This is a genomic window from Myxococcus sp. RHSTA-1-4 (assembly GCF_020037125.1).
Classification (GTDB): domain Bacteria; phylum Myxococcota; class Myxococcia; order Myxococcales; family Myxococcaceae; genus Myxococcus.
This window is the reverse complement of record NZ_JAIQDG010000012.1, coordinates 1-13,713: the sequence shown is the minus strand read 5'-3', so window position 1 is coordinate 13,713 and position 13,713 is coordinate 1. Positions and strand designations below refer to the sequence as shown.

Genomic DNA, 13,713 nt, shown 5'->3' with positions numbered 1-13,713 from the left:
TCATCCGCGCAGGTGCGTGGTGTCGTTCCAGGTGACGACGACGGGCTGGGTGCCGTCTCCATCGAGGCTGAGGACGCTGATGGAGGCGGTGCCGAGCATGAAGAGGCGCCCGTTGTCCGGCGGCAGTCCCAGCCACCGCGCAGCCAGCACCCGCAGCAGGTGGCCGTGGGCGAAGACGAGCACGTCTCCCTTCACCGCCCGGACGTCCGCGATGACGCGGTCCACGCGGGCGCCCACGTCCGCCGCCGTCTCGCCGTTGGGTGCTCCGTCCTTCCACAGGGACCAGCCGGGGCGGCTCGCGCGGATGTCGTCCCCCCTACGGCCTTCGTATTCACCGTAGTCCCACTCCATGAGGTCCGGCCGCCGCCGCGCCACGCCGCCGTAGCCGGCCAGCGCGCACGTCTCTGCGGCGCGGCTCAGCGGGCTCGTCCACACCTCGGCGAAGCGCCACGCACGCAGCGGCGCTCCAAGCAGCTCTCCCATCCTCCGGCCGTCTTCGAGCAGGGGAATGTCCGTGCGGCCCGTGTGCTGGCCACTGCGGCTCCAATCCGTCTCACCGTGCCGGACGAGCACCAGTTGGTGTCCTCGGGTCTTCATGCCGCGCATCGTGCCAGACGGCGGAGTGGAGGGCCCTGGACTTCCTGGCCGCGAGCGCCCGAGGGTGGACACTCTCCGTGACGGCACCGGGGAGGAGGGAGGGCAGGGAGCCCCGCCCTCCCACCGCCGCTCAGCGCTTCAGACCGCGCTTGATGTTGGCGCAGAGGGCTTTCGCCGCCTGCGGCCCGTCCGCGTGCGCCGCGCGCACCAGCGCGCTGCCCACCACGACACCGTCCGCGTGCGCGGCCAGCGTGCGTGCCTGCTCCTCGGTGGAGATGCCGAAGCCCGCCACCACCGGCACCGGCGAGGCCCTGCGCACCAGGTCCAGCCGCTGTGACAGGTCCGGCGGCAATTCCGCCCGCATGCCCGTCACACCCGCCACGGACACGCAGTAGACGAAGCCCCGGGCATCCCGGGCAATCGCCTCCGCCCGGGCCGGCGGCGTCGTGGGCGCGCACAGCGGAATCAAGTCCAGCCCCGCCGCGTCGAACGTGGCCCGCAGGTCCGCGCTCTCCTCGGGCGGCAGGTCCGGCAGAATCGCGCCCGACACGCCGCGCTCACGCGCCAGCTTCGCGAAGCGCTCCTCGCCCATGGCCATGACGACGTTGACGTACGTCATGATGACCAGCGGCGTCTGGGGGCAGCGCCGGCGCACCTCGGGGACGACTTCATCCAGCACGCGCTTCAGCGTGGAGCCGGCCTTGAGCGCCCGCTCCGACGCGCCCTGGATGACGGGCCCGTCGGCGATGGGGTCGCTGAACGCCACGCCAATCTCCACGATGTCCGCGCCACCCTCCACCAGCGCGGCGAACACGTCCACCGAGCGCGGCAGGTCCGGGTCGCCCGCCATGGCATACGCCACCAGCACGCCCTCGCCGCGCGCCTTCGCCTTCGCGAACGCCTGTGCAATCTCTCCGCTCACGCCTTCACCCCCACCGGCGGCGGCACGCCCCGCGCGGAAATCGTCGCCACGTCCTTGTCGCCGCGGCCCGAGCAGTTGATGACCAGGTGCTTTCCCCTGCCCAGCTCGCGAGCCAGCTCCCGGCCGCGCGCGAAGGCGTGGGACGTCTCCAGCGCCGGGAGGATGCCCTCCATCCGCGCCACCTCGTAGAAGGCCGCCAGCGCCTCGTCGTCCGTGGCGGTGCGCACCTCCATCCGCCCCGTCTTCGCCAGGTACGCCAGCTCCGGCCCCACGCCCGGGTAGTCCAGGCCCGCGGAGATGCTGTGCGCCTCCTGAATCTGGCCGTCCGCGTCCTGGAGCACCAGCGAGCGCGAGCCGTGCAGCACGCCCTCCGTCCCCAGCGTCAGCGACGCGCCGTGCTGCCCCGAGTCCAGGCCATGCCCTCCCGCCTCCACGCCCACCAGCCGCACGCCCTTGTCACCGATGAACGGGTGCAGCGCGCCAATCGCATTCGAGCCGCCGCCCACGCACGCGATGATGGCGTCCGGCAGCTTCCCGAAGGCCGCCAGCGCCTGCGTCCTCAGCTCCTTGCCGATGACGGACTGGAAGTCGCGCACAATCGTCGGGTACGGGTGCGGCCCCGCCGCGCTGCCGATGACGTAGTGCGTGTCCGCCACCTGCGACACCCAGGTGCGCATGGCCTCGTTCATCGCGTCCTTCAGCGTGCGCGAGCCGGACTCCACCGGCTTCACCACCGCGCCCAGCGCGCGCATGCGGAAGACGTTGAGCGCCTGCCGCTCCACGTCCAGCGCGCCCATGTACACCTCGCAGGGCAGGCCGAAGAGGGCGCACGCGGTGGCCGTGGCCACGCCGTGCTGGCCCGCGCCCGTCTCCGCGATGATGCGCTTCTTCCCCATCCGCTTCGCCAGCAGCACCTGGCCCACGGTGTTGTTGATTTTGTGCGCGCCCGTGTGCGCCAAATCTTCGCGCTTGAGCCACACCTCCGCGCCACCCCAGGCCTCGGTGAGCCGCCGGGCGGGCGTCAGCGTCGTGGGCCGTCCCACGAACTCCTTCAGCACCCGCGCGACTTCCTCACCGAAGGACGGGTCCGCGCTCGCCTTCGCGTAGGCCTCTTCCAGCTCCAGCAGCGCCGGCACCAGCGTCTCCGGCACGTAGCGCCCGCCGTAGCGCCCGAAGCGTCCGACGGTAGTCTCCGTGGTCATCTCTTACTCCCAGAGGTTGATGGACTTCGCGAGCCGCACGAAGGCGCGCACCGCGTCCAGGTCCTTGATGCCGGGGGCCGACTCCACCCCGCTGGCCACATCCACGCCGTATGGCCGCGTCGCACGCACGGCCTCGGCCACGTTGGACGGCTTCAGTCCTCCCGCCACCAGCACGGGCACGCCGCTCCCGGAGAGCTGCGCCACCAGCGACCAGTCGAAGCCGACACCACCGCCGCCATACCCTGGAGCCGCCCCGTCCAGCAGCAGCCCCGCCACGTCTCCCACGCCCACATACTCGCGGGCGCGCGCCACGTCCTCGGGGCCTCGCACCCGCAGGGCCTTGATGACGGGCACGCCGTAGTTCGAGCAGGCCTCCGGCGGCTCGTCTCCATGGAGCTGCACCGCCGTGAGGCCGCACGCCCGCACCTTCGCCCGGATGTCCTCCGGGGACGCGTTGACGAACACGCCCACCACCGAGCCCAGCGGAGGCCGGGTGGCGGCGAGCGCGGCGGCCGTGGCCACGTCCACGCAGCGGGGGGACTTCTCGTAGAAGTTGAGGCCGAGCGCGTCCGCGCCCGCCTCCCACGCCGCCTTCGCGTCCTCCAGGCGGGTGACTCCGCACACCTTCACCCGGACGCTCACGTCGTGGGGCCCTCCGCGCCGAGCAGCCGCCTCAGCGCCCGTCCGGGCTCCGCCTCGCGCAGCAGGGACTCGCCCACCAGCACCGAGTCCGCGCCCGCCTCGCGCGCCGCCAGCAGGTCCGCCAGCGACTTGAGCCCGCTCTCCGCCACCAGCGCCCGGGCGCGGGAGCGCAGCTTCGGCATCACCCGCAGCGCCGTGCCCGTGTCCGTCTTCAGCGTGGCGAGGTCGCGGTTGTTGATGCCCACCAGCTCCGCGCCCGCGGCCAGCGCGCGCTCGGCGTGCGCCTCCGTGTGCGCCTCCACCAGCGCGGCCACCCGTATCTCGCGCGCCGCGGCCACCATCTCCCGCAGCTCGCCGTCCTCCAGCGCGTCCGCGATGAGCAGCACCGCGTCCGCGCCCCACAGCGCGCTCTCCTCCACCTCGCGCGCGGCCACCAGGAAGTCCTTGCGCAGCACCGGCACGGACACCGCCGCCCGCACCGCCACCAGGTCCTCCAGGCTGCCGCCGAAGTCCGGCCCGTCCGTCAGCACGCTGATGGCGCTGGCCCCCGCGGCCTCGTAGGCCCGGGCCACCGCCACCACGTCCGCGTGCGGAAACGCGCCGCCCGAGGGGCTCTTGCGCTTCACCTCCGCGATGACGCTCACCGGCCGCCCCGGCACCTTCGCCACCAGGGCCCCGGCGAAGTCCCGAGGCGCCGGACGCGGGCGCGGCGCCATGGGCGGACGCGCGGCCAGCTCCCGGCGCTTGCGCGCCATGATGAGGTCCAGCGTCCCGGGGGCCGCCACACCCTCCCGCAGCGGCGCGCTCATGACGCGCCCCCGTGGATGAGCGCGTCCAGCTTGCGCGCGGCCTGGCCCGAGTCGATGGCGTGCTCCGCCTTCCGCACGCCCTCGCGCAGGTCCGCCGCCAGGCCCACCACCACCAGCGCCGCCGCCGCGTTGAGCACCACCGCCGTGCGCAGCCCGGAGCGCTCACCCGCCAGCAGCTCGCGCAGCCGCTTCGCGTTCTCCTCCGCGTCGCCGCCGGCGATGGCTTCGCGAGGCACCACCTCCAGCCCCGCGTCCCGCGGCGTCACCGTGAAGGTGTGGACGGTGCCGTCCTCGCGCAGCTCCGCCACCCGCGTCGGTGCGCAGGGGGAGATTTCGTCCAGCCCGTCATCGCCGTGCACCACCCACGCGCGGCGGCTGCCCAGGCGCCCGAGCACCCGCGCCGTCTGCTCCACGCGGTTGCCGTCGAAGGTGCCCAGCAGCTGGTAGCGCGCGCCGGCCGGGTTGGTCAGCGGGCCCAGCAGGTTGAACACGCTGTGGAAGCCCATGTCCCGCCGCGCCTGCGCCACGTGCCGCATGGCGCTGTGGTGCGAGGGCGCGAAGAGGAAGCCCACCCCGTGCACGTCGATGTCCCTCGCGACGTGCTCGTGCGGGCGCTCCATGGACACGCCCAGCGCCGCCAGCACGTCCGCGCTTCCGCAGCGGCTGGAGACGGCGCGGTTGCCGTGCTTGGCCACCGTCACCCCCGCCCCGGCGGCCACGAAGGCCACCGCGGTGGAGATGTTGAAGGTGTGCGCCCCGTCACCCCCCGTACCGCAGGTGTCGAGCACCACCTCCGCCCTGGGCGAGAGCTTCGCCGCGCAGGCCCGCATGGCCTCCGCCGCGCCGAGGATTTCGTCCTCCGTCTCACCCTTCATCTTGAGCGCCGTCGCCAGCGCGCCCACCTGGGCAGGCGAAGCCTCTCCCGCGAGCATCAGGCCCATGATTCGGGCCATCTCCTCGCGGGTGAGGTCGCGCCGGCCCACCACCTTGCCCAGCGCTTCCTTGAGCGTCATGGCCTACCCCAGCCTCACGACTTCGCGGCCCATCGCCTGGGCGATGGCGCGAACCTCGTTCATGGCCTTCTCGAACTCCGGGAAGTCCAGTGACTGGAAGCCGTCCGACTTCGCGCACGGGGGATTGGGGTGCACCTCGACGATGATGCCGTCGGCGCCCACCGCCGTGGCCGCGCGCATCATCGCCGGCACCGCCTTGCGCACGCCGATGCCGTGCGACGGGTCCACGAACACGGGCAGGTGCGTGAGCTGCTTGAGCATCGGCACCGCGTTCAAATCCAACGTGTTGCGCGTCATCGTCTCGAAGGTGCGGATGCCGCGCTCGCAGAGGATGACCTGGGTGTTGCCGCGGGCGACGATGTACTCGGCCGCCATCAGCAGCTCCTTGATGGTGGCGCTGATGCCGCGCTTGAGCAGCACCGGCTTGCGGCGCTCGCCCACCGCCTCCAGGAGGCTGAAGTTCTGCATGTTGCGCGCGCCAACCTGGAGGATGTCCGTGGCGTCGCACACCGCGTCCAGCGTCGCGGTGTCCTTCACCTCGGTGGTGACGAGCAGGCCCGTCTCCTTGCGCGCCTCGGCCAGCAGCGCCAGGCCGTCATCCTTGAGGCCCTGGAACTCGTAGGGGCTGGTGCGGGGCTTGAAGGCTCCGCCGCGCAGCATGGTGGCGCCCGCCTTCTTCACCGCCTCGGCGGTGGAGAGAATCTGCTCGCGCGACTCCACGGAGCAGGGGCCGGCGATGACGTGGAACGCCGCGCCGCCGAGGGTGAGGCCGCCGACCTGGACGGTCGTGTTGTCCGGCTTCACCTCGCGGCTGACGAGCTTGAACGGCTGGGAGATGGGCACCGCGTCCGCGACGCCGGGCAGCACGCGGAAGGGCTCCGGCTCCACCGCGCCCGGGTTGCCGGTGATGCCGATGGCGGTGCGAGTGCCCCCTGGAATCGCGTGCGGTTGCCAGCCACGACGGCGGATCTCGTCGTTCACACGCTCGATGTCCTGGGCCGTCGCGTCGGGTCGCATCACGATCAACATGGGGGTTCCTGCTCTCTCTCCGAGTGAAGGTGCCGGGGAAGGCCGGCACCAGGTATCCAGGCTAACGGGCACGCTGACTCGGTTCAGCACCAAGTGTCCGTTGCCCGTGAACCGCCCGGCAGTCTCCCTTGTGCCCGGGAGGCTTATCAAGCCAGGGTGGCGGGGTTTCCGGTGCTGGTGGGATGTGTGGGAGCAAACGCGCGTGTCGAACCCGGATGTGATTGTGGTGGGCGCGGGGCTCGCCGGGCTGGCGTGCGCGCGGGCCCTCGCTGCATCGAGGGTGAAGGTGCTGCTCCTGGAGGGCGGGGACGCACCTGGCGGCCGGGTTCGCACGGACACGCATGAGGGGTTTCTTCTAGACCGGGGCTTCCAGGTGTACCTGACCGCCTACCCGGAGGGGCGGCGGGTGCTGGACTACGGGGCACTTGACCTTTGCCGGTTCACGCCGGGCGCAAGGGTGTGGCGAGGCGGCGGGTTGCACACGGTGGCGGACCCGCTGAGGCGGCCCGGGGTGGCGCTGTCGCACCTCTTTCGCGGGCCGGGCACCTTCGGGGACAAGCTGAGGGTGCTGGAGCTGCGGCAGCTCTCCGTGTCCGGCGAGCTGGAGGATTTGTGGCACCGGCCGCAGCGCGCCTCGTCGCGCTACCTGGAGGAGCTGGGCTTCACGGAGGGGATGCTGGAGGGGTTCCTCCGGCCGTTCTTCGCGGGCATCTTCCTGGAGCGCGAGCTGGCCACGTCGAGCCGCTTCCTGGAGTTCGTCTTCCGCATGTTCGCCACCGGGGACACGGTGGTGCCGCGGCGGGGGATGGGCGCCATCCCCGAGCAGCTCGCCGCGGGACTGCCCTCGGGCACGTTGCGGAGGCGCGCGCCCGTGTCGGAGGTGTGGGGCCACCGCGTGCGGCTGGCGGACGGCGAGGTGATTGGCGCGAAGGCGGTGGTGGTGGCGGCGGACCCGCTGAGCGCGGTGGGGCTGCTGCCCGGGATGCTCGCGCCCCGGATGAACCGGGTGACGTGCCTGTACTTCGCCGCGCCGGAGCCGCCCGTCCAGGGCCCGTGGCTGGTGCTGAACGGGGAGGGGAGGGGCGTGGTGAACAACGTGGCGGTGATGAGCGAGGTGTCTCCGGCCTACGCGCCCCCGGGACAGTCGCTCGTGTCCGTGTCGGTGCTGGGGGAGTGGCCGGACGCCGGGGCCGTGGAGGCCCGCGTGCGCGAGGAGTTGGCGGGATGGTTCGGCACGGCGGTGTCCGCGTGGCGGCACCTGCGCACGTATGTCATTGCCCGCGCACTGCCCGCGCAGCTCCCGGAATCGCTGGAGCCTCCGCGCCGCCCGGTGCGGCTGTCCCCGGGTCTGTATGTCTGTGGTGACCACCGGGACAATGCGTCCATTGATGGGGCCCTGGGCTCCGGCCGGCGCGCGGCGGAGGCGGTGCTGTTGGATTTGGGGCGCTGAACACCGTAGCTGCGCATTGCGGCCGCCCAGCGCAAGCCTCGCAGCCGACCTTGCCTCACGGTATTTCGCCTTTGACCGGGTCTGCCACGTCGTATCCGTCCGGTCCTGCCATGTGGTGGCGATGAACGAGGCGCCGCAGAGTGCGCGGCATGATGACAACCAGCCTGGCAGTGACGACGAAGACGGAGCCCGCGTGGTTGGCCGCCGCGCGGCAGCCGCGGTGGACACCGGACGTGGTGCGCGCGTGGAAGGCGGAGGGAGGGACGCAGTCGGCGTTCATGCGCCGGTATGGGTTGCCGCGCGAGCGGCTGCGCTTCTGGACGAAGCGGGGTGAGGAGAAGGCGGAGGCGAAGCGCGCGCCAGGCTTCGTGCCGGTGGAGGTGGCGTCGGCGGCGGTGCGCGAGGAGGCGGTGGTGGAGGTGGGCGGGGTGAGGGTGAGGGTGGACGGCGGCGCCAGTCAGGAGTTGGTAACGCGGGTGCTGTGGGCGGTGAAGGAGGTGCAGGGGTGCTGAGGCTGCCGGAGGGGGTGCGAATCTGGGTGGCGACGGCGCCGTGCGACATGCGCAAGCAAGCCGACGGGTTGAGCGCGCTCCTGGAGGCGCGGCAGCTGGCCGAATTGCTGGCGCTGGTGGAGGCCGGGTGCGCGGCACGGCGCAGGCCCATGCACTGAGTCTTCAGTTGCGCGCCCTACCCGGTGCATTGCATATGGGGCGCGCATGACGACGCCCGAGACAGCCGCCGACGAGAGGGGCACGCTGGAAGACGAGCAGCAGCCGCCCGGTGAGCTCCGTCTACGCGGAACTCTTCGAGCTGCTGGCGCGGTGGGCCCCCCACGTGCCTCCGAAAACGCCGCTGGGCAAGGCGATTGCCTACGCGCAAAACCGCTACGTCCCCCTGGGCCGCTTCCTCGAGGACGGGCGGGTGCCGGTGGATAACGGAGAGGCCGAGCGGCTGATTCGGATGATTGCCCTGGGCAGGAAGAACTGGCTCTTCCTGGGCAGCGTTGAGGCCGGCCACCGTGCCGCGAACGTCTACTCCCTCGTGCTCAGCTGCTACCGGCTGGGCGTGGACCCGTGGGCCACCTTGCGCGACGTGCTGCCCAAGCTCGGCGACACCCGCTTCCCGGCCTCCCGTCTCGACGAGCTCCTCCCCGAGACGTGGGCTCAGCAGCAGGCTCAGCAGCGATAGGCTCGTCGACGCGCCGTCACTCACGCCCCCAACCTGCCACGCTCCCCTGCTCCCGGCACCATGTCAGGACATGGCAGGACCGGACGGATACGAAGGGGTGCGCGTAGAGGCGGTTATACTCGGGCCAACTGGCCTCCAGGTGGGCGACGAAATCGGGGCGGCTCTTCCAGTCGCCGCGCTGCAGGTAGTGGGCACCGAAGGCGCGCAGCAGCAACTCGGCTTGATTGAGCCAGGAGGCATGGGGCGGAGTCTCAAGCAGACGCACGTTGCGGTAGCCGCGAAGGAACGCACGGGTGTCCTGGGCGGTATGGCTTGGTCCTCCATCCCAGATGAGGTGAATGCGTCGAGCCTCGCGGTAGGGGTGCAGCAGTTGGGGCAGCACGCCTCGCAGGCAGGCCCCGTCGTTCTTCTCCAGGCACCAGCCGCGCATGGTGCCCGCATGCACCAGCAGGGAGGCCAGGAAGTTCACCGTTCCATGGCGCACGTACTCGAACTCGCGCCGCTCGATGAGCCCCGGCCGCGCGAACCGAATGGGACAGCGGCGCTCAAGAACCTGGATGTTGGGTTTCTCGTCCACGCACAGCACGACCTCGCCGTGCTCGGCGAGGTTCTGCGCCCGCTCGTAGCACCAGAGGACGGCCGCCGCCTTCTTGCGGAAGTCGGCGTCCAACGTGGGCGTCTTCCAGTAACGGCTGCGGTGGGGTTGCAACTCTGCATGCTTGAGGATGACGGCGACCTTGGAGTGCGCCAAGGTAGGCGCGATGCCGCACTCGCGGGCCACCCGCGCCAGCGAGCGCGTACTCCAGTGGGTCATCTGGAGTCCCACGCCTGCCGGTTCACAGCAGGCCAGTTGCTCAACTTCGACGAGCTGCAGGGGGGAGAGCCGCGGTGGGCGGCCAGAGCGAGGGGCATCCCAGACTGCCAGGGGCCCCCAGGCTTCGTAGCGGCGGCACAGGCTCCAGATGCTGGTTCGGTCCAGACCGAAGTGCTCGGCCAGGTCCTGCACGACGGTGTCCGGGTCGGTCATGGCCAGCAGGATGCGTGCTCGGCGTGCTACGCGCTGTTCGGTGCGGCCGTCGTGCACCAACTCTTCCAAGAGGGCAGTATCCTCTTGGGACAGTTGGATGAGTCGCGGAGGTCGTCTCCTCATCCAGGAGAGCTATTTATCCTCCGCGACTATGTCGACGGACTTCGAGGACACTCCACTAGAGGAAACGAGGAGCCTGAGGTGAGATCGCTCGCAGATGCGGAGGCTGCATGACCAACGCGCCCCGCTGCTACCCTGGCCCGGAGAAGCTCGCCTCGCTCAAGGTCCCCCTTGAGCCCGGCGAAGCTCACCTCGTCGCGTTCCTCTGTGAGGAGCTCAGCGATGAGTACGAGCTCTACGTCCAGCCCTTTTTCAACGGAGACCGCCCGGACATTGTTCTCGTCCGCCCCGATGCCGGCGTCCTCATTATCGAGGTCAAGGACTGGGACCTCTCTCGGTACAAAGACGTCGACCCGAAGACTTGGAAGTTGGTCTCGGACGGAACCCACATCCGCTCGCCCGTCGACCAGGTCGAGACGTACAAGTGGAACCTCTTCAACCTCCACGTCGGGCAGCTCCTGAAGAAGAAGATCGAGAACTCCGGGAACGCCAGACTCGTGTCGACGGCGGTCTACTTCCACAACGCCGCGGAGGCTGACGCGCGCGTGCGGTGTGGTAACCCACAGTACACGCATGTCTTGGGAAGGGACTCTCTCACGAGGAAGCGGTGGAGGAGCCTTCTTCGCGACTGTCATCTCCACCAAGGTTCGAAGTCCTGGGACAGCACGACTTACCGCGCGCTCCGTCGCTACCTCCAGCCCCCCAGACACACCGAGGAGGAAGGGAAAACAATTATCTACCGGGGCAAGCAGAAAGAGCTCGTGGAGAGCCGCGCGGGCGTTCAGCAGAAGATTCGCGGCGTGGCAGGTTGCGGGAAGACCTACGTCCTGGCCGGACGCGCCGTCCACGCTCACGCCCGTACCGACGAAAAGGTTCTCATCCTCACCTTCAACATCACCCTGTGCAATTACATCAAGGACCGGATCAGTGAGGTCCGCCGCTCCTTTTCCTGGGACGCATTCCACATCGACAACTACCACCAGTTCTTCAAATCGGCCGCCAACAACCTCAACCTCAGGGTCGATCCCGACTCGTTCCTCGAGACCTGCTCCGACGTGGAGTTCTTCGAGTCCGTCGAGGACCGGACTCCCCGCTACCCCGCCATCTTTGTCGACGAGGTCCAGGACTACGAGACCAATTGGCTCCGCATTCTCAAGCGCTACTTCCTCGCCCCGGACGGTGAGTTCGTGGTCTTCGGCGACGAGAAGCAGAACGTCTACGGCAAGCCGCTAGACGAGGAGCGCCGCCCCAACACCACCATCCCCGGCCGCTGGAACGAACTCACCGACTCGTTCCGACTCAACGCCAAACTCGTCGCCCTCGCACAGGCCTTTCAGAAGTCCGTCTACGCCGACAAGTACGCCATCGACGACGAGGTCAACGTCGTCCAGCCTGACCTCTTTGACGCTCCCCCCTTCATCGCATACGGCCACCGCCCCGGTGCCACCGCCGGCGAGCTCTTCGGTCTGATCCAGGGGCAGGCAGCTGCGCTCGGAATTCACCCCAACGACCTCATCGTCGTCTCCCCCCTCGTCGACGTCCTTCGCGACCTCTACGACGGCTTCCGTAACGCCGGCGAGATGGCCTCGCGCACGTTCGAGACCAACGAGGAACGAGATCGCCTCGCCGCCCACCACGGGAATAAAACCGATCGCTACAAGAAAGAGAGCCCCCGTCTCGCATCGGTCGAAGCGCGCAGCGCACTCGCCAGGCATCTGGGGGAAGCGACGGAGGAATTCTGGCTCGACATCCAGACCATCCGCAGAGCCAGCAAGCACCACTTCAGGATGAACCCCGGCACCGTCAAGCTCTCCACCATCCATTCCTTCAAGGGCTGGGAGGGCCACACCATCATCCTCATCCTCGGCGAGATCACGGAACCTCACGAGGAAGCCTTCACCTCGGACGAGCTCGTCTACACCGCCATCACCCGCGCCCGCCACAACCTCATCGTGATCGACACCGGCGACGGCCGCTACTCCGACTTCCTCGCCGCGCACGCCGCCCGGCTCCCCGAGCGTGACGTCGCGCCAGTCACCAACGTCCTCCCCAGCAGCCACAGCGAGCTGGCGCTGTCCGAGCTGAAGAGTTGGCGCCGTGAGCTGGCCTCAAGCCTCGACGTCCCGCCCTACATCATCTTCAACGACGCAACCCTCCTGGCCATCGCCACCGCACTTCCGATCTCCCGAGAGGAGTTCCTTCGGGTGAAGGGTGCGGGCGAGAGCCGGTGGGAGAGGTTTGGGACGAAGGTCCGGGAGATCTGCCTGGTCGCCCGCGCGGCGGGACACCTACCGGATCTCCAGAAGAGGCTGCCTCCAAAGACGATGGAGCTCGAACCAATGGCTACCGCTCCCGAGAAGAAGGTCCACGTTTTTAACAGCCGCCTCTGGGATTCGGTGCTCCCGCCTTTCATCGCCGAGCTCAAGCGCCTTCACCCGAAGGCATATGACGGTGCGGTGTACGGCAGCGAAGGACTAGTTCCGATGATCAGTAAGCACGACGTGCGGGTCGATGGGAAGACCTTCTGGGAGGCGCTCACTGCGGCGGAGGAAGCGTTTGAGAATCGCCCGCCCATGAACGTGCGGGTCGGCGAGTTCGTCAGCATTGGAGGAAGGTGGTTTCGAGTCTCCAGCGTCTCGTCATCCAAGAGGATGATCTCCACCGAGCGAGTTGACCGAGACGGGTCGGTTCTCGGGGCGGGCTCCGTCCTCTCTTCCGACTGGTGCTACGTTGACTTCCCTAGCGGAGAGCAGCTCGAATCTGTGGCAACGCTTGGCGAGGACTCCAACCCCTGGGAGCCGATTCCTGACCGTCTACGAGATGGGTACGACCGAGCCAGGTTCTTGATGCGCATTCATTCGGCCCACCTCGTGAAATACGGTCTCGCCGAGGATGAGGATTGACGGCTTCTGTCGCACGGCGCCGTCGCCACCCAGATTCGCACCCCCTCCGGCAGCCTCAGCACCCCTGCACCTCTTTCACCGCCCACAGCACCCGCGTTACCAACTCCTGACTGGCGCCGCCGTCCACCCTCACCCTCACCCCGCCCACCTCCACCACCGCCTCCTCGCGCACCGCCGCCGACGCCACCTCCACCGGCACGAAGCCTGGCGCGCGCTTCGCCTCCGCCTTCTCCTCACCCCGCTTCGTCCAGAAGCGCAGCCGCTCGCGCGGCAACCCATACCGGCGCATGAACGCCGACTGCGTCCCTCCCTCCGCCTTCCACGCGCGCATCACCTCCGCGGCCACCTCCGGTGTCCACCGCGGCTGCCGCGCGGCTACCAACCACGCGGGCTCCGTCTTCGTCGTCACTGCCAGGCTGGTCGTCATCATGCCGCGCACTCTGCGGCACCTCGTTCACCGCCACTGCATGGCAGGACCGGTTGGATACGACGAGACGGAGGCGTCCATGCTGGTGGGCTTGCTCGAGTCCGCCGAGTTGCGTGCTCAGGCGCTCTGGGCGCTGGGCTTCAGCGGTCGGGTGGGGGCCATGGAGGCCTGCGTGAAGTACCTCGAGGTGCCCGAGGTGACGCAGTTGGCGGGAGAGGCTCTCTCGGCCATGACGGGCCTGCGGCTGGAGGGGGCCTATGCCCTGCCTCCGGGCGAGCGGCCTGAAGGCGCTGCGGTGCCCCCGGAGGAGCAGGAGAGTCTGGACGCGGACCTGGTGCCCCGGCCGGAGGATGACTTGCCCTGGCCGCACGTGGCCGCCGTGAG

At 69.6% G+C, this 13,713-nt stretch carries 14 protein-coding genes and 1 pseudogene; 6 read left to right on the top strand and 9 right to left on the bottom strand.

Features of this window, described 5'->3' with window-relative positions:
- From K8638_RS17835 to aroF, 7 genes are all read right to left on the bottom strand, one after another.
- Positions 1-606: a histidine phosphatase family protein gene (locus tag K8638_RS17835; protein WP_223755742.1), complete on the bottom strand. Its 606-nt coding sequence runs from the start codon at positions 604-606 to the stop codon at positions 1-3.
- A 121-nt stretch (positions 607-727) separates the two neighbouring features.
- Positions 728-1,519, bottom strand: coding sequence for a tryptophan synthase subunit alpha (gene trpA / locus K8638_RS17830; protein ID WP_223755741.1), 792 nt, complete (start codon positions 1,517-1,519; stop codon positions 728-730).
- Positions 1,516-2,721, bottom strand: coding sequence for a tryptophan synthase subunit beta (trpB, locus tag K8638_RS17825; protein ID WP_223755740.1), 1,206 nt, complete (start codon positions 2,719-2,721; stop codon positions 1,516-1,518). The genes trpA and trpB overlap by 4 nt, the downstream gene beginning before the upstream one ends.
- Positions 2,722-2,724: 3 nt before the next feature.
- Entirely contained in the window at positions 2,725-3,363 is a 639-nt protein-coding gene (locus K8638_RS17820; protein WP_223755739.1) for a phosphoribosylanthranilate isomerase, read from the bottom strand.
- Positions 3,360-4,172 (bottom strand): indole-3-glycerol-phosphate synthase, encoded by an 813-nt coding sequence (locus tag K8638_RS17815; protein ID WP_223755738.1) that lies wholly within the window; start codon positions 4,170-4,172, stop codon positions 3,360-3,362. Before K8638_RS17815 ends, K8638_RS17820 begins: the two co-directional genes overlap by 4 nt.
- Positions 4,169-5,185, bottom strand: a complete 1,017-nt coding sequence (gene trpD, locus K8638_RS17810; protein WP_223755737.1) for an anthranilate phosphoribosyltransferase — start codon at positions 5,183-5,185, stop codon at positions 4,169-4,171. The genes K8638_RS17815 and trpD overlap by 4 nt, the downstream gene beginning before the upstream one ends.
- A 3-nt stretch (positions 5,186-5,188) precedes the next feature.
- A complete protein-coding gene (aroF, locus tag K8638_RS17805; RefSeq protein ID WP_223755736.1) occupies positions 5,189-6,214 on the bottom strand; it encodes a 3-deoxy-7-phosphoheptulonate synthase in 1,026 nt (341 codons plus the stop codon).
- Positions 6,215-6,416: 202 nt separating this feature from the next.
- On the opposite strand from aroF, the gene K8638_RS17800 reads away from it, so the two are divergent.
- The 4 genes from K8638_RS17800 (at position 6,417) to K8638_RS17785 (ending at position 8,852) form a co-directional block, all read left to right on the top strand.
- On the top strand, positions 6,417-7,664 hold the full coding sequence (locus K8638_RS17800) for an NAD(P)/FAD-dependent oxidoreductase (RefSeq protein WP_223755735.1): 1,248 nt from the start codon (positions 6,417-6,419) through the stop codon (positions 7,662-7,664).
- A 149-nt stretch (positions 7,665-7,813) separates the two neighbouring features.
- A complete protein-coding gene (locus K8638_RS17795) occupies positions 7,814-8,176 on the top strand; it encodes a transposase (protein ID WP_223755734.1) in 363 nt (120 codons plus the stop codon).
- On the top strand, positions 8,170-8,334 hold the full coding sequence (locus K8638_RS17790) for a hypothetical protein (protein WP_223755733.1): 165 nt from the start codon (positions 8,170-8,172) through the stop codon (positions 8,332-8,334). Before K8638_RS17795 ends, K8638_RS17790 begins: the two co-directional genes overlap by 7 nt.
- Before the next feature lie 110 nt (positions 8,335-8,444).
- Positions 8,445-8,852 (top strand): transposase, encoded by a 408-nt coding sequence (locus K8638_RS17785; RefSeq protein ID WP_223755732.1) that lies wholly within the window; start codon positions 8,445-8,447, stop codon positions 8,850-8,852.
- A gap of 16 nt (positions 8,853-8,868) precedes the next feature.
- On the opposite strand, the gene K8638_RS17780 is transcribed toward K8638_RS17785, so the two are convergent.
- The gene (locus K8638_RS17780) at positions 8,869-9,948 is read right to left on the bottom strand and encodes an IS630 family transposase (protein WP_223755731.1); all 1,080 of its coding nucleotides are present in this window, start codon (positions 9,946-9,948) and stop codon (positions 8,869-8,871) included.
- Positions 9,949-10,109: 161 nt separating this feature from the next.
- Between K8638_RS17780 and K8638_RS17775 the strand changes: the two genes are divergently transcribed.
- Positions 10,110-12,902: an HRDC domain-containing protein gene (locus K8638_RS17775; protein ID WP_223755730.1), complete on the top strand. Its 2,793-nt coding sequence runs from the start codon at positions 10,110-10,112 to the stop codon at positions 12,900-12,902.
- A gap of 55 nt (positions 12,903-12,957) precedes the next feature.
- On the opposite strand, the gene K8638_RS17770 is transcribed toward K8638_RS17775, so the two are convergent.
- Positions 12,958-13,332, bottom strand: coding sequence for a transposase (locus K8638_RS17770; RefSeq protein WP_223755729.1), 375 nt, complete (start codon positions 13,330-13,332; stop codon positions 12,958-12,960).
- Positions 13,333-13,408: 76 nt separating this feature from the next.
- Between K8638_RS17770 and K8638_RS17765 the strand changes: the two are divergent.
- Positions 13,409-13,713: pseudogene (locus K8638_RS17765) on the top strand (hypothetical protein); the annotation flags it as partial.

Excerpts from the sequence above, each read along its gene's own strand:
- K8638_RS17835 (WP_223755742.1), bottom strand. The coding sequence starts at position 606 with ATGCGCGGCATGAAGACCCGAGGACACCAACTGGTGCTCGTCCGGCAC.
- trpB (WP_223755740.1), bottom strand. The coding sequence starts at position 2,721 with ATGACCACGGAGACTACCGTCGGACGCTTCGGGCGCTACGGCGGGCGC.
- K8638_RS17815 (WP_223755738.1), bottom strand. The coding sequence starts at position 4,172 with ATGAGCGCGCCGCTGCGGGAGGGTGTGGCGGCCCCCGGGACGCTGGAC.
- trpD (WP_223755737.1), bottom strand. The coding sequence starts at position 5,185 with ATGACGCTCAAGGAAGCGCTGGGCAAGGTGGTGGGCCGGCGCGACCTC.
- aroF (WP_223755736.1), bottom strand. The coding sequence starts at position 6,214 with ATGTTGATCGTGATGCGACCCGACGCGACGGCCCAGGACATCGAGCGT.
- K8638_RS17795 (WP_223755734.1), top strand. The coding sequence starts at position 7,814 with ATGATGACAACCAGCCTGGCAGTGACGACGAAGACGGAGCCCGCGTGG.
- K8638_RS17775 (WP_223755730.1), top strand. The coding sequence starts at position 10,110 with ATGACCAACGCGCCCCGCTGCTACCCTGGCCCGGAGAAGCTCGCCTCG.
- K8638_RS17770 (WP_223755729.1), bottom strand. The coding sequence starts at position 13,332 with ATGATGACGACCAGCCTGGCAGTGACGACGAAGACGGAGCCCGCGTGG.